The 16,024-nt window shown below is 62.8% G+C and carries 11 protein-coding genes; 3 read left to right on the plus strand and 8 right to left on the minus strand.

Annotated elements, in window-relative coordinates; translation table 11 throughout:
• The coding region (locus ACILSR_RS30945; protein WP_395753690.1) for a hypothetical protein at nt 1-689 on the plus strand (689 nt) is incomplete at its 5' end.
• A 37-nt stretch (nt 690-726) separates the two neighbouring features.
• On the opposite strand, the gene ACILSR_RS30950 is transcribed toward ACILSR_RS30945, so the two are convergent.
• Nucleotides 727-1,155, minus strand: coding sequence for a hypothetical protein (locus ACILSR_RS30950; RefSeq protein ID WP_395753691.1), 429 nt, complete (start codon nt 1,153-1,155; stop codon nt 727-729).
• A 191-nt stretch (nt 1,156-1,346) separates the two neighbouring features.
• On the opposite strand from ACILSR_RS30950, the gene ACILSR_RS30955 reads away from it, so the two are divergent.
• A complete protein-coding gene (locus tag ACILSR_RS30955; protein WP_395753692.1) occupies nt 1,347-1,535 on the plus strand; it encodes a hypothetical protein in 189 nt (62 codons plus the stop codon).
• Nucleotides 1,536-1,818: 283 nt separating this feature from the next.
• Here the strand turns inward: ACILSR_RS30955 and ACILSR_RS30960 are convergent, their stop codons facing one another.
• Nucleotides 1,819-2,715 carry a hypothetical protein gene (locus ACILSR_RS30960; RefSeq protein WP_395753693.1) on the minus strand — a complete coding sequence of 299 codons (897 nt, stop codon included), beginning with the start codon at nt 2,713-2,715 and terminating at the stop codon, nt 1,819-1,821.
• Between the two features lie 244 nt (nt 2,716-2,959).
• The gene (locus ACILSR_RS30965) at nt 2,960-3,508 is read right to left on the minus strand and encodes a M15 family metallopeptidase (RefSeq protein ID WP_395753694.1); all 549 of its coding nucleotides are present in this window, start codon (nt 3,506-3,508) and stop codon (nt 2,960-2,962) included.
• Nucleotides 3,509-3,816: 308 nt separating this feature from the next.
• Between ACILSR_RS30965 and ACILSR_RS30970 the strand changes: the two genes are divergently transcribed.
• Nucleotides 3,817-4,008 carry a hypothetical protein gene (locus ACILSR_RS30970; RefSeq protein WP_395753695.1) on the plus strand — a complete coding sequence of 64 codons (192 nt, stop codon included), beginning with the start codon at nt 3,817-3,819 and terminating at the stop codon, nt 4,006-4,008.
• Between the two features lie 183 nt (nt 4,009-4,191).
• On the opposite strand, the gene ACILSR_RS30975 is transcribed toward ACILSR_RS30970, so the two are convergent.
• From ACILSR_RS30975 to ACILSR_RS30995, 5 genes are all read right to left on the minus strand, one after another.
• A complete protein-coding gene (locus ACILSR_RS30975) occupies nt 4,192-8,472 on the minus strand; it encodes a hypothetical protein (RefSeq protein ID WP_395753696.1) in 4,281 nt (1,426 codons plus the stop codon).
• A 196-nt stretch (nt 8,473-8,668) separates the two neighbouring features.
• Nucleotides 8,669-12,826, minus strand: coding sequence for a hypothetical protein (locus ACILSR_RS30980; RefSeq protein ID WP_395753697.1), 4,158 nt, complete (start codon nt 12,824-12,826; stop codon nt 8,669-8,671).
• A gap of 162 nt (nt 12,827-12,988) precedes the next feature.
• Complete coding sequence (locus ACILSR_RS30985) at nt 12,989-13,531, minus strand: SMI1/KNR4 family protein (RefSeq protein ID WP_395753698.1); 543 nt, start codon at nt 13,529-13,531, stop codon at nt 12,989-12,991.
• Nucleotides 13,532-13,700: 169 nt separating this feature from the next.
• Nucleotides 13,701-14,621, minus strand: coding sequence for a hypothetical protein (locus tag ACILSR_RS30990; RefSeq protein ID WP_395753699.1), 921 nt, complete (start codon nt 14,619-14,621; stop codon nt 13,701-13,703).
• 32 nt (nt 14,622-14,653) lie between these two features.
• Nucleotides 14,654-15,925: a leucine-rich repeat domain-containing protein gene (locus ACILSR_RS30995; protein ID WP_395753700.1), complete on the minus strand. Its 1,272-nt coding sequence runs from the start codon at nt 15,923-15,925 to the stop codon at nt 14,654-14,656.
• Between the last annotated feature and the right edge of the window lie 99 nt (nt 15,926-16,024).

Here is a 16,024-nt window from a genome sequence, read left to right on the forward strand (position 1 = left end):
TCCTGCTCCTGCTCTCCATCTCCGCTCTCTGGCTGCGCACTCGCTGGCACCACTACCAGTTCATGGTAGAAAGCGGCATCGTGGACCGCTGGTCCCACGCAGACCAGGCCTGGTTTTGGCGCAGCCCGGAGAAAATCTATCTGATGGAGCTGGACGAGAGCAAAGTCACCCCCGCCGCCACCGGCGCCGCCCTGCAGCATTACGCCAGCGTGCGCCATGTGACCTTCCGGCGGAACTCCCGCGCCTGGCTGGACGGCTGCCTCTCCCTCTGGCAGGACCGCCGCAGCGTGCAGGACCTGCTGGTCATCTACAGCGCCATGGATGACTCCCACCTCGCAGGCTTTGCCGGTGCCGATCTCCACACCGGCTGGTTTAAAGACAGCTTCATCACCGGCGAAACCTTCCCCTCTTCTCCGCATCTCACCACCATGGAGATTATCAGCAATCCCCTCTCCGATGCAGGCCTGCGCCACCTCGCGCATCAGTGTCCCGGATTAAACAAGCTCTGGCTGCACGACATCACCACCACCACCGCTGGCGTGCGCGACTCCGGCCTCCTCCAGCTCCCCGCGTTCACCAATCTCTACATCCGCGAAATGGCAGCCACCGAAGCCGAGCTGCAAGCCCTGCGCAAATCCGCCGCCGCAGCCAATCCCAAACTGCGCCTTTATCTGGATGACGAGTTGTAACACGGTGCCTCGCGTAAATGGCGCCAGCCCCCGGGACTCAAAACACCTCCAGCACCACGTAGCACCGGCCTCCGGCATTCACGCGAAAGGCCATCCCCAGCAGCCCTTGCGGGTCTCCATACCAGACCTCCGCTTGGTCCCACGCCACCGGTGGCTGCACGTGCCGATCCATCAGCCTGCGGGCCCTCAAAAAAAGCTGCTCATCATGTTCGTCGGCAAGGTCCATCCGTCCCCATTCCATGCCGCCTGCGTTCGCCGCCCGCACATCCTCCAGAGCACATTCAAACACGTGATCATTTTCCCGCATGTACCCTGTCGATCCCAGCAGCCGGCAGTGATTCACCCGCGCCACCGCCCCCGCATCTACCAGCCGGCCCACCGTGCGCTCTTCATGCCCCAGCACCACCCACAGCCACCACGACCCCGCCAGCGTGCAAAGCACCGACAGGGCCAGCACTGCATTCATGAGCCATATCTTCATCTCCCGCCACACTGCCACCCCATCCCCATCGCGCAAGCCCCGCCCCACAGACAGAGATCCCACCCGATGGACTCAACGCTCATGCGGGCCATGACGGCCCCGTCTGTGAACCTCCCTTCACCAAGCACCGCTCCCAGCTGGCATGGATGATGCTCAGTAGAACGCATTCATCACCCATGCGATCTCTCATCCCCAAAACCTCCAGAAGCGCGGAATCGATTCCGCAGCCAGCCGAATGCGCCGAGCGAAAAGTCACCCACGCAGCGTGGGGCGGGCAGGAAAGCACATTGGAAACCTCGCTGCCGAAGAAACATTCCGAAGCCTGGATGAACGAAGGCTGCTGCGGCCTCAAGTCCGCGCATTAGACCAGTTCGCGAAAAGATTGTCCTATTGAACCGGCGAGCGCAGCGGCCCCAGTGGCAAGGCGGGAGCGCCGTCTGCTATTGAAGAATAACAGGCAAGCGACTAACGCAGCCAATGGGGCCGCTCCGCCGCCCGGGCAATGTGACAAGATTTTTGAGAGTTGGTCTAGACCAAAACCGGCCTGATCTCCCACGCCCGGCGCCACCTCCATTCACGCCCGGCACCGCCAGCCAGTTGGCGCTCACGCCCTGCCACACTGCGCCATCTCCCGCACGCCACATCCACCTACTGCGCCCCCTCATCCGCAGCCAGCACGAAGTCGCCCACACTCGAAAACTCCCGCTGCGCCTGCCACGGAAAAATCTCAAACAGCAGCAGCACCCTGCGCCCGCTGTGGGAGAGCGCGTCCTGCTTCGGCAGCGATCCCGCCGCCTCACCGAAGCCGAATTTGATCAGAGACTCCGTCGCCGCCTTCTGGGACGCGTTTGCATCCCGCAGCGCATAGGCCCGCACAAAGGCGCGCATGATCTTCGCCTCATCATCCACGCCACCCACCGCCAGCTTCGCCGCGTGCAGCCGGCCGATCATGCCATTGCCCGCCGTCGTGCTGCCCGCGCCAAAGGAATTCGCCACACCGATCATCGCCGCCAGGCTGAACTCCAGCCTGAACTGCTGCCTCTCAAACTCCGCCACAGACGGCGTCACAGACTCCTCCCGGTAGCGCCTCAGCTGCGCCCCATGCCACGCACGCTCAGACAGCAGCACATCCAGCCCCACGCGAAACTCCCGGCTGGCGATCAGCCCCTGGTCGTTCGACTTGCTCGTGTGCGCCTTCAGCCAGTGCGCATCCAGCACCTTCGCCGCAAACTCCGCCCCGAAAGCCCGCGCCACCGCCCCCGCATCCTGCTGGTGGATCACCTGCAGCAGCGGCAGCACCGCCCCGCTGGTAAAATCTTTGATGCCAAACGTCAGCCCATCCTCCCCCGTGATCGTCTCAAATTTTTTCGACAGCCCCCGGTTCGTGATCGCCAGCAGCGAGCGCGAAATGAACGAGCCATTTGCCGTCACCGCCAGCACCTCCGCCACCGCCCGCTCGCGATCCGCCCCATGAGCAAAATCATAAGTCGTGTACGAGCTGCCGTGCGGGCTCTGCTCGATGCCTGGCTGGCGTGGCACGCTCATGATCGTGATCTTAGTCGTGTTCGTGTTTTTCTCAAGACATTCGCAACCTCAAGCCCGCATCATTCTCAAGACCATCGCAAATTCATGCTCATGCCCATCGCAAGCTCATGCCCATCGCAAAGTCATGAGCACGGCGTGCTAATGCCCATCGCAAGGTCATGAGCATGGCGTGCTCACGATCATGGCATGCTCATCATCGCCGCATGCTCATCATCGCGGAGCAGGGGAGGGGAATGCGCAGCCCTCAGGCGAAGAGATCCTTCTTCGCCGCCACACGCTTGCGCAGTTCCGCCAGCATGCTGCTCTCAGACATGCCTACCGCCCAGTGCGGCCTCAGTTCGTAGTGCGGCTTGTCCACATTGCTGTGAAAATCGCCGCCCCAGGTCAGCCCGAGCTGTTTTCCCAGCACCGCCGCCGCCGCATAGGCCGGCGATTCGTCCAGATAACTCGTCCCCTTGAAAACCCCCACGTCAAAGGCCAGCTGAAAGTTGTGGTTCGACTCCCCGCCCTTGCACGGCGTGACCTTCTTCTTGTTGTCCGCCGCGGAGATCTCATCCATGCCCGCCGCCTTGCGCGCCTTGTTCACCACGCTCAGAGGCTCGCGCCCCTGCATGAAGAGCGCATCCTGCTGCGCATAGGTGCGGTACCCGGAGATCACCTTGATCGTGATCCCCAAGTCCGCCGCCGCATGCACCAGAGAGCGGGCCAGCATCTGCACCTGAGGCAGCAGAGTCTTGATGTTCTTTTCACTTCTCGAATCCGTCGGAGTATTATTGATGGTTGGATTAGGCATAAGAAAAAGGATCTGTTCCCGGCGAGAATTTCGAATTTGCATTTCCAAGTCAATAAAAATCAACAAAGTTCCCATATGGCTGTGTAGAAGAGCCTAATAAACTCACTAAAAAACCCCGCTGCCCCGCATCCCACATTCAGCCTCCGCCGCGTAGTGGACGCGCCGAGCACTCTTTTCACGCGCAATCTTCATCCCACATTCATTCATCCCGCCATTTTCCCGCCCCATCCCACCTACGCCCCGTTCAGGGAACCCCCGATACCCCGCTCGGGTAGCGCGGGAGTCAGGTTCATGCGATAGGAAAGCGCATGAAACCCTCCTTCGAACCCCTCGTCCTCAAGACCCACCCCACCGTTGGCGAACCCCACCCCAAGTCCCCCGAGATGCGTGCCGTGCAGGTCCGTCTCATGCACAACTCAGACATCGAAGGAAAAGTCATCTACGCCGGCCCAAAAAACTGGCAGGTCACCGAATCCTTCGTGCTCCGCTCCGCAGCGTAGGAAAAAAAGGGGGCAGGGGAGGAAAAAAGGAAAAGCACTCCGCTCCAGGCACTTCGCCCGCAGTTCCGCACCGCCCGCTCAATGGCGGCATCAAAGCGGATCGGGACTGCGGAGGCAGGGCTGGAGAAAAAAAGGGAAGAGGAACAAGTGCGTAATGGAGGTGCCAATCATGAAACGCCCCCATCACGCCTTCTTGATCCCCATCGCAGCATCCCTCTCCTGCTGCGCTTTCCTCGCAGCAGCCGCTTCGGCCTTGAGAGCGATGACGTAGATGGGAAAAGTCTGCACGGCGGTCTCGCCGTTTGTGAAGCGGATGCGGATGGAGATCTTGATCTGCTGGGACTCTTCCAGACCATCCGGCGCCTGAAACGTCAGCAGTCCCTGGGGGGTGATGGCGGCTCCCGGCGTGGTGTCCTGCAGTTCATAGCCGCTCACGGCGTCCGGATTGTTCACCGTCACCTGATACTCCAGCGTGCGCCCCTCCGCCACCACAGGAGCAGGGTGCGAGGTGGTGCATGCCGTGGCCGGATTCACCATGCGGCACACGCGCTCAAAGTCCAGGTTCACCGCCTCCGCTACCGTGCCCCCGCGGCTCAGCAGCACCAGCAGGTTTTTGTCTCCCATCGCCGTCACCAGCGGGCACTTTTCATATTCGCTGGGGTCGAGGACGTTGATGTCATCGCGCAGCCGCAGCAGATCTAGGCCTGCCAGATTCAGCAGCGGCCGTCCGTCTGCTGCGGAGTACAGCGTGATCTCCTGCCCCGTCTCCGGCACCGTGCGCGAGGCAGTCGTCGTTTTCACGCACGCGATGTAGTTGCCGCACGTGCTCATCGCGGAGGGAGTCGTCCACTCCGCGACTTTAAAGGCGGGGTAGTTGTTGAAGAAAATGTGGCCGGACATGAACATTCGCCCGCCCATGGGCGAGGCGGTGGTGGCCGCACCGGGCTCGGAGCCCAGTCCGAGGTGCACATTCCAGGAGGCCCAGTTCGCCACCTCATGCGGGCTGCGGTAGTAGTTAAAGTCCACCGTCACGCCCGGGGATATCAGGACCAGCCCGTGGGGGAAGTTCAGCAGGCGGCCGTCATTGGAGCAGGGGATCTGCGCCGGCGCATCCATCGGCAGCAGGCTGCCGATGATGGATTCCGGCCGCCATTGCTCTTGCAGGTTGCAGTTGTAGGGTGCCCATCTTCCCAGGGACATCGTCTGCTTCTCCAGCACCTTCACACTGATCCTGTCGGTCATCATGTCGGCGGGATAGCCTGGTTTGTTGATCGGCACCTTCTCTACCTGCAGCAGCGTCAGCGGGCCGGCGGGCGTCACTCCAGTGCCCAGGCCAAAGAGCCGCGCCTTGCCCGGCATGGGCATGCGGTGAGTCACGGCGAATCCGGGCACCGCATACCGCGAGAGCAGGCGCGTCTCCGTATTGTAAATGAAGACCGCATCTCCCGCCATGAAGGTGCAGTCTTTCTCCGCCAGCATGCAACTGCCTGCCACCTGCCAGTCCTTCACCGTGAGCAGCACCAGTGCGCGATTCCTCAGGCGTAGCGCCACGTAATCATTCAGGCCCGGCATCACGCGCTCGATGGGGCTGCTGCTGAAGTGGTGGCGGAAGCTCAGCGGCACCATCGGCATGCCGGGCTTTTGATTGCGGCCCAGGTCCGCCACAGCCTTCTCTGCAGCGGGCCCGCTCAGGCTCGGAGACACGGCCACCAGCGGCTTCTGTCCGCCCAGGCGGAGCTGCACCGGCACCTCGCACGAGCCCTGCCCCTGCCTCGTCAGCTTCAGGCCAAAGCACACATACTCCGGCAGCATGTCCTGTGGCACCTGCCAGTGCAGCGTGCCGCCAGCGCCCTCGGTCAGTCCTTCCGGCGGCGTGGAGACGGCAGCCTCCACGGTGCCGCCGCCCAGCACCTGCGGGGTAAAGCTGAAGCTGCCTCCACGCGGCACATGGCAGTCCGGGTAGTTCAGCAGCACCGGTGCCGCCGGCGGTGGCAGCGCCGCTTTTTCCAGCGTATGCAGGGAGATGCCCCGCGGCGCATGCCACACGGCCAGGGTCAGGCTGGCGGTGTCCATCCACACCCGGTGTTCGAAGGTCCGCCACTCCTCCCGCGGCACATCGCCAGCCTCGGGCAGCTCCACCACAGCCCAAGGATCATCCACGTAGCGGGAGTAGAGTGTGCAGCGTGGCGCGCCCTTTGGGCGTGGGCCGTACTCGCCTCCGTTTCCTGAAATGAGGAAAAAATTCGGGCTGTTGCTCAGGCAGCCGCACACATCCGTCCCGGGGACCTGGCGGTCCCACGGGGCGGTTGCCGTCATGGTGGGCAGCCGGCCCATCGGGTGCCCGTGCAGGTAGGTCGAGAGCACCTGGCTGTACCCCACCACCGCATCATCATAGCGCCAGGTGCGTTCGCGGTCTTCGTTCACGTTTTTGCCGTGGAGGAAGGCCCACACCGCGCCTCCGTCTCCGGCAGAATGCAGGGTGTACTCAGGCGGCAGCTTCCCGGCGGGGTCTTTCTCCAGGTTTGGCGTGGGCTGCACCCGCAGTTCGTGCGGATCGCAGGCCAGCGGTCCGGCATCCGTCATCACCGCCACCGGTCCTGCCGCCGTCAGGCAGCCCGCTGCCACGCCCTGGTAGGACATGCCATCCGGCAGACGCTCCATTTTTTCCAGCGCCAGCGTCCCCGCATGGTGGCGGCGGATCTCCCGCAGTCCGGGGTGCAGCACAAAGAGCGCCTCCTTGTTTCCGGCCAGGTGGCACAGTGCCAGGTCCTCCGCAGCACCCGGCAGCGGCAGCCATTTTCCCTCGGCCAGCGAGAGCCGCTTCCAGTGCGGCGCGCCCTCCAGCCGGAGGAGCATTTCCCGCCCCTCGCAGATCGGCACCCCATACACGATGCGGCTCTCCGTGGTCAGCATCTTCTTCGTCGTCGGCACCAGCGGCGCAGGTTTGCCACCGACCGCCGCCGCAGCCTCAGCGCTCACCGCCTTACCAGGTGCAGTCGAGTTTGGTGCAGTCGTGTTCAATGGGGTCGCACCGGGCGTGTTTGCCGCCACCCCGCCCGCCGCCCCGGCCAGACCTCCCAGCCCCAGCACCTCCGGGCGGGATCCCGCCTCGTCCGTCGCAGTCACCACCATGAACGGAGCGGCATGGAAGGCTGGCTCATCATTCGATGAGCTGCCCCTCCTCATCAGCTGTAGCTGCACCAACTGGTACACGTTTTTCGCGTTCTCTGGCAGGCGCAGCATGAAGTGGAAGCTCCCGTCCTTCTCAGCGGCTACGTGGAGAAAAGACTCGCTGTGGGAGATGGGTGGCTGGTTTTTGCGCACATCCGCCGCCAGCGGAAACCTCCGCGTGGGCAGGGTTTGCACCGCCACGCGCATGCTGCCTAGCTCCCTCATCGGATCTTTGAGCAGCCCCTTCACCTTCACCAGGTACTGGCCCGGGCCAGACGTGCCTTTCTGCACCACGCCTGTATCCACACTCTCCGGCACATACAGCAGGTGCTGCTCCTCCACCGTCGGCGGCACCACCGCCGCCTGCAGCGTCCAGCTTTCCTCAGCGATCGTTTTGCGGCTCGCATGGCCAGCCAGCCGTCCTTCGGAGTCCAGCACCACCGCCACGCGCACCCGTGGCACAGCAGCCAGGGTCTCAGGCTCCAGGCGCAGCGTGCCCTCCTGCAGGCGCACTGGCAGCAGCGTCACCCCCACCGTGCCCTCCGTGGCCGCGCCAGACGGCTCAGTCTTCGCCCCCATCCTCCTGTTCAGCACGGGCAGCCTCGGCTTTGGCTGCCCCGTCGGTGGCATCTCGTACCCCGCTGCCAGCAGGTACAGTCCGGCCGCGCCTGCATCCGGTCCCTGAGAGACGCCCCCGTCCAGCCGGTAGGCAAACTCCTCCGAAAACTGCACCACCGCCGCGTGCGACTTCGCATCAAAATGCGCCACAGCGCCGGGGTACCTCATCACAAAGGGCCTGCCATCATCATCCAGCTTCCGCCTCAGCACATGGATCACGCACCCGGGATCTCTCAGCGCCGCCTCATCGTAGGCCGGCAGCAGCACCGCCACCAGCCGTCTGTGGCTCTCCCCAGGCACAGGACTCTGCACAAAGCTCTCCGGTCGCAGCAGCACTCCCGTTTGCTCACGCGACAGCGTCTGCGCCACCGTCACCCGCACCACCACCGCCGCGTTTTCGAGCTCCTGAGACAGCACCAGCGGCGCTGCGGCCGGCTGCTCCTTAGCCTTCGGCATGGCGGTGGACTCCTGCTGCGTTGCCTCGCCCCCCTTCATCTCCGCACCATTTCCCCCGGGCAGCGGCATTGCGCCGCCGCTCTCCTCCTTGGCAGCCTCCACCACCGGCACCACCCCATCCTTCCGCCCACACCCCGCCACCCACAGCAGCGAAAGCACCCCCAGCACACGGCAGGCACGCAAAGCAGAAACAGGAAAGCAGCGGGGCAGGGGAGTCATAGGCGGCTCAGGCGTTGGAGTTTGGGAGGGGTGGCTAAGCGCGTTCGTGAAGAAATGGTGGATCTCAGGACAGTTCTTGGAAGCAGGCCCCGAGCGCAAACAATCGTCTCATTCGATCTGAATGCACATCGCCACTCTTCGGCCTTGTATCGTTCGGCTATCGTTGCGTCATTCGTCATCTGGGTTTCCTCATTCCTCACTTTCCCTTCGCCTTCGCACCTAGCGCGATGACATACACCGGGAACTGGTGCAGCCCCACGTCCCCGCTTTTAAAATGGATCAAGATGGAGATCGTCTCCTGTTTTGATTCCTTCAGCTGGCCCGGCGTTTGATAGGTCAGGTGCCCCTCTGGCGTGATGCGCGCCCCCGGCGGCGGATCCCGCAGCTCGTACCGGCTCACCGCCTTCGGCTGGTTCACCGTTATCTGGTAGTCCAGCGTACGCCCCTCCGCCACGATGGGGAAGGGGTGGGAGGTCACATACGCAGCCGCCGGCGCCACCACCTGGCACGCCGCCGCCACATCCACGTCTATCCCCTGCAGCTGGAAGCCCCCGCGGCTCAGCACCGTCAGCAGTTTCTTTTCCCCCATCGCCGTCAGCCGCTGGCGTTTGTAGTCAGCCTCCCCATCGTACAGCTCCAGCAGTTCCACTCCCGCCAGGCCCAGCAGCGGGTGCCCGTCATTCGCCGAGTAGAGGCGGACCTGCCATAGGTCCAGTCCGTCATTGTCAGACTTCAGACATGCCACGTAGTCCCCGCAGCTGCTCAGCGTCGCCTCCGCGCCGCTGCCGATCTTGAGCCTCGGCAGATCGCCACCCAGGCACATCTCTCCATCGTTAAACACCCGGTCCCCCGTCGGCGTGGCACTCGGCAGCTGCCTGTCACGAAAGCCGAATTGGTTCATGATATTGGTCTGAAAGAAAAAGTCCACCGTCAGCCCTGGCGTAATCATGAGCACCCCTTTAGGAAAGTGGACGAGCCTTCCGTCCGCCGAGGCGGGCACCTTTACAGGCAGATCCTTTTCGTGGGAAAACCAGGCCAGATGCGGCTGCGGATTAAACAAGTCCCTTTTCGCCGGGTCAAACACCGGCTTGTACTGCGCCCAGCGCGTGGCATCCAGCGTCTCCTTGTCCAGGATCAGGACAGAGGTTTCCATCTCAGTCCCGGCTGGGATTCTCCCGCGTGCCGGCCTTGGCACCTCCGTCTCCAGCACCAGCGTCACCGGCCCCGCCGTCTTTGCTCCCACGGCCACCCCCTTCAGCCGCGCGCCCTTCGGCAGCGTATGCTGGTGCGTCACCGCAAAATCTGGCAGCGAGTGGCGCGTCAGTTCACGAGTGATGTTGTTGTACGTGAACACCACATCCCCCGCCATAAAGGCCGCCGCGTTCGTGTGCAGCGCGCGGCTCCCCGCCTCCTTCCAGTCCTTCAGGGAAATCAGCCGCAGCGTCCTGTCATGCAGCAGCAGCCCCATGTAGTCGTTCAGCCCCGGCAGCACCTCCTGGATGGGAATGTCGCTCGTGTAAAAGTGGGAAGTCAGCGGCACCACCGGCACACCCACCCTGCCGCTGCCAGCCTCCGCCGCCGCCACCTCCGCCGTCGCCCGCTTCAGGCTCGCAGACACAGCCACCGCAGGCGGTCGGCCGTCCACGCGCAGCTCCATCCTCACCTGCGCGCCCTGCCCCGGCATGCTGTCTGCCAGCCGCAGGAAAAGGTACGCATGCCGCCCGGACATCTCCGCCGGCGGCTGCCACTCCAGCGTGCCATCAGGCCCTGCTCTCAGCCCCGCCGGCCCATCCTCCACCGTCACCACCCCGTTTCCTCCCAGCACCAGCGGCTTGAAGCGAAAGCCCCCCGCCACAGTCACATGGCAGTCCGGGTAGTTCAGCAGCACCGGCAGCGCCGGCCGCGGCAGCGCCGCTTTGTCCAGCGTACGCAGCGTGATCGTCCTGTCCGCATGCCACAGCGCAAACGTCAGGCTCTGAGGATCCAGCCACACCCGCTGGTCAAACGTCCCCCACTTCCCCAGCGGCACATCGCGCGCCTCAGGCACATCCACCACCGCCCAAGGCTCATCCGAATAGAAGCTGTAAAAGCTGCACCGCGCCTGCGTCATCAGCGCGCCCTGCTTCGACATCTCCGCCTCGCTCACCTTGTAGTAGCACGCGCTCGCCGTCAGCGGCGCAGCCACCTCCGAGTCCCCCTCCCGGCGTGTCCACACCACACCCGGCCCCGCCGTCGGTCGCGCTCCGACCATCTGCGCCACCACCGGCTCGGGCTCTAATTCCTTGCCAAAGCCCCTCAGCACCCCCTTGTATCTAAAGCGCGTGTGGAGGAAGCCCCGCTCCTTCGGATCCCGCCCCCACACCACGCTCCCGTCTCCCGCAGCCTGGTACACATACTTCACGTCCAGCCTCGCATCGTGCTCACCCCACAGACTCGGAGAGAGCTCCGGCGTCAGCTCCCGCGCATCGAAGGCCAGCGCGCCCAGGTTCCCCAGCACCGCCACCGGCCCGTCATCCGTCAGGCAGCCCGCTGCCACGTTATAGTAGGTCATGCTAGGCGGCATCCGCGCCGTCTTCTCCAGCGCCAGCGAACCCGCAGCGTAGCGGCGCAGCTCCCCGCGGCCCGGGTCCAGCACAAAGATCGCATCCTTGTTTCCCGCCAGCATGCAGTAGCTCAGCTCCTCCTGTGCCACTGGCAGCGGCAGCCATTTCCGCTCCGACAGGGAGAGCCGCTTCCAGTGCGGCGCGCCCTCCAGCCGCAGCAGCACCTCCCGCCCCTCGCAGATCGGCACCCCCATCACGATGTTGCTCTCCGTCGTCAGCTCCACCGGCCCGCCCATCACCGCCGCAGCCGTTGCCGCCCCGCCAGCAGGCACCGGTACCACCCCTGGCGGCATGCCTGGTTCCCCACCCGGCGCAGGTGCACCTGCCACCGCAGCCGCCCCGGGAACCCCGGCCAGAGTAGAGTACAGACTTGCTCCTCGCACCTTCGTCGCCACCATGAAAGGCGCCGTACGAAAGGCCACCTCACCATTCAGCCGCCGCAGCTCAAGCTGCACCGCATGGTAGAAAATATCCTTTCCTGGTGGAATCTCCAGCGTGACCGAGAAGGTCCCGTCCGGCTGTAGAAAGCCTTCGGACAGTTCCCCGTCACGCTCCATCGCCGGGTGGTTCGCACCCAGATCCGCCGCCGGTGTGAAATCCTCCGGCCTCGCCAGAGTCCGCACCGCCACCTTCGACATGCTGAACTCCTTCAGCGGATCCTTCAGCACACCCTTCACCTTCATCGGGATCAGCCCGCGGTTCTGGTACAAGCCGTCCCTTTCCGGAAACTCCACGCTCTCGATCGCAAAGCTCATTTCATTCGCCACCACGTTCGGCACCTTCAGCCGGTCAAACGCCTGCAGCCCCGGCGCCGCCAGCGGTCGTGCCAGTCCCAGCAGCCTGCCGTCCCGCCCCATCACCACAGACACGTGCGTCCGGCACTGGGAATTCGACAGCGGCCCCCGCACCGGCTTCTGGCCAGGAGCCAGCCGCAGCTCGCCCTCCGTTAGCTCTGCCCGCAGCAGGAACACATCCACCAGCCCGGTCACCGACATGCCATACATGTCCGCCTGCGTGCCCTCGTACTTTTGAAGATTATCATCCTGGATGCTATCCTGATTCACCATCCCCTCCAGCAGCCATACCGGTTCCGCTGTTCCATTGGCGGCCGTCATCGCAGCCGAGTCAGCCACCTCCAGCGCCCCTTCCTCCATCCCATAGGCAAACTCCTCAAAAAACATCAGCACCGCCAAATGGGTGGCAGCGTCAAAGCTCACCACCTTGGCCGGATCAGACTCCAGATGTAAGCCGTTCGTGTCCTTGTCCACCTTCTCCCGCAGCACCGCAATCCGGCAGTCCTTGGCCCCCAGCGCCGCCTCATCAAATCCCGGTATCACCGTTGCCACATACCGCCGCTTCGACTCCGGCGTCACCGCAGGTGCAAACACCGTGCGCTGCAGGATCACCCCCGTGTGCTCCCGCATCATCGTCCCTGGCACCGCCACCCGTACTACCACCACCGCACTCTCCAGCTCCGGCGTCAGCACCAGCTCCGGTCCCGCTTTCGGCTTCGGCTGCGGCGCCGTTTCAGTCATGGGCGCATGGGCCGCAGCAGCGGCAGCAGCACTCTCCGCCGCCGTCACCGGCCTGGCAGGCGGGGCCGCATTAGCGTCCTCATGCCGTGCCGCTCCGTCCGCCGCCGCATCAGCACTCACCACCGCCGGAGCCGGAGCAGGAGCCGTCTCCTCCTTTTCCGACCTCCCGCACCCCGCCACCCACAGCACCACACCCAGCCAAAGCACACGACTCATTTTCATAGAAAAAGAAGAAATAAAAAACACGCCATTCCAGAGGCCCGGATACATCCTTGACCCATCCCATCTAAGTCAATCTCCGCGAAAAAAGCCACAACAAAAAGCCTGCGCAGCATCACAAAACTCCTCCCCGCGTTTCCCCTGTCGCCATTCCGCCCCTCAGCCTCGGCCACAGCTTGCTTTCACCCTCGCCAGCCACTCCCCCAGCAGCCCTTCCAGCGTTTTCCCCAGTGGCCGCAGCGCCTGCTTCAGCCATTGAGGATCTGTTTCCTCCAACTCGAAGTTCGGATCATACTCATGCAGGTTCAGCTCCTCATCCGCACAGTCCAGGCACGTGTAAATGCCACATCCATGGTCGATCAGCGGCACCAGATCCTTCGGCCAGTCAAAGCCGCATTCAGCACACCATGCTGAGTGTTCCAGATGCGTCTCCTCCAGGCTGATCCCCGGCCGCGCATCTGCGCCCGCCAGGCAGATGCCCATCACGCCATAGCCCGGACCGAATCCGCCATTCCCCACCTCCAGAAACAACGCGCGCAGGAACCACGGAAACCTCACCCCGATCAAGCCCTCCGTCCTGGCAAGATCCGCGGCCCCCGCCGGCACTCTCACCCGCAGCTCGCCTAGGTCCGTGCCCAGAGTCTTCCGCGCGCTCAACTCGCGCACGATCGCCAGCCCTTCAGAATTGGATGCAGATGCCATGCCTTATGAGCATGACCGAGCCACCTGCCGTCGCAATCAAAGAGTGAAAAGGGAAGAGCGGGCAAGAGGGCAGAGGATCCCTCCTCTTCGGCACACGACTCCCTCAAATCCCAACCTCACCGAACATCCTCCCACTTTTTGCGTCCTCTTGCGCCTCTTTGCGGCCACCTCATGGATTACTGCCCGCCATCACATTCGTGTCCTCGTCCTCGAATCCACCGGGCTGCCAGCGCATTTTCCAGCCGCCTCTTGTCACGAATTCTCGAAAACGCTGACTGAACACTAGCTCGGGGATTAGTCGATTGTCCACATACTGGCCCACCCTGGGTATGGCGGCCACATCGAACTCTCCCAGCTTCGCGATTTCACTCCTGCGAAACCGCCGCACCGGAGGAGCGAATCCGTTGTCGTCCCACCCCCACATCCTGTTGCCGTCCAGATCCTTTGTCGGATAGAGCTTCGTAAGCGGCTCGGGCAACTCGACCGTCGAACCAAGCCAATAAGGAAGGCGATGCCGAGGCTGCGGATTATTCCACACCACAGGATGAAAGACGGCCCCCTTGAGCTTGGCCGCTTCATAAGCTTGCCGAAACTCTTCACTGACCACATAGAGACCACAATAGGCGTCGCCAAATCCATACTTGTTCTTCAGCGCATTGTCTGTTGCGCCAAGCCGCAACTGCCCCTGCTCCCAGCCATAGGAATTCGCAACGATCGCGAACGGAAATCCCCACAGAAAAGGTGCCGAGTTAATGACTTTGGCCGATGGCTTCCAAAGCCGTTGAACCGCAAATTTTTGAGCCTCCACATCAGCCTGCCAGCCAAAGTGCGGCCACCATCCAGCAGCCTTGAGCAGGGTCAATATTTCCACCAGCCGAGGATCCCCCTCCTCCAATTCAACTCTGATTTGGGCATACGGGTTTGAACCCAAATCTCCCACCTTCGCCGACGGATCGAGAGCATTGGCAATGTCCAGATACAGCCTTGCATCCCGCAGGCGCGCGCCATCGCTCAAATAGGACGGTGCTTGAGGTGTATTCAGGTGTTGAACTTCAAACCTCCAAACCGGAAGAGATCTTTTTTGTTTCATGGTCACATAAAAAGAGATGGATTCATACCATTTCACACCATCGGTGCACGTTCGTCCCTCCCGCTACTTTTGCTTCTGAAATAACTGCGCAGTGGTTCGAGACAGTTGATACCCGCAGACAAAACTTCCGCAGGTACTCGGTCGATGCTGAGGCCGAACGCCGTCAGGCTCGTCAAATGGGGCAACCATACCAAGGCTTCGGGCAGGGACCTGACTGCGGTGTTTCTGCAATCCAGCGTGGTCAGCGCGGTGAGATTTGTCAGAGGCTGCAGATCGCTTACCAGAGTGTTGGAGCAGTTCAGCCAAGCCAGCGCAGCCAGGCCTGCAAGCGGCTGGAGATCGCTAACCTTGGTGTGGCAGCAGTCCAGCCAGGTCAGCGTGGTCAGGTTTGCCAGCGGCTGAAGATCGGTCACCAAGGTGCTTGAGCATTGCAGGTCACTTAGCCTGGAGAGCCGTGCCAGGGGCTTCATGTCGTTGACTTTGGTATTTAAAAAACTCAGCGAAGTCAGCGTGGCGATCTCTGCCAGAGGCTCCAGATTGCAGACTTTGGAGCCGGAGATATCCAGCGTGTTCAGCACAGGAAGCTGTGCCAGCGGTTCCAGGTCGCTGACCTCGGTGTGGCGGAGTGTCAGCGTTTCCAGCGCGGTAAGTTTGGCCAGCGGTTGCAAATCTCTTAGCTGAGGTATGGAGCAATCCAGCTCTGTCAGGCCGGTAAGCTCGGCCAGTTGCCCGTAATCGCTCAGATGAAGGCAGGAGAAATGCAGAGTGGTCAGCGCGGGAGTCTCAGCCAGCGGGCCGATGTCGGTAACGCTGAAGTTGGTGCAGTCCAGAGTGGTCAGTGCAGGCAGCTTCGTTAGAGGGCGCAGGCTGCGGATGTCGTTGCAGGAGCAGTCCAGCGTGGTCAGTGCGGTGAGCTTGGTCAGCGGCTGCAGGCTGCGGATCTCGTTGTGGGCGCAGTTCAGCGTGGTCAGTGCGGTGAGCTTGGTCAGAAGCTCCAGGTCCTTGAGGCTTGTGTGGCTGCAATTGAGCTCGTTCAGATGTGTAAGCTCTGCCAGGCCATCCCACCCATTCCGCAAATGGTTGAATTCCAAATTGTTCGCCACTCGGTGCCATTGCTTTGGTTTGATGTCCCACCAGCTCCACCCCAAAATAAGTCTCCGCAAATGCTTCAGCTCTCGCAGCCCCTCCGGCATCTCCCTCAACCCCAGCCCGCCCAGATCCAGAAACCCCGTCCGTTCCTCCGCCTCTCGTGCGATCAACTCGCGCGCGATGGCCAGGCCTTCAGGATTGGATGCGGATGACATGCGGCGCGATCATGAACGAGTCACGTGGGGCCGCAATGAAAGAGTGAAAGCGCAGGGGAGATTTTACCCTGCCCATCGGCAGCTCGCCAACGCTCACCA

This window comes from Prosthecobacter sp. (genome assembly GCF_044222565.1).
Lineage (GTDB): Bacteria > Verrucomicrobiota > Verrucomicrobiia > Verrucomicrobiales > Verrucomicrobiaceae > Prosthecobacter.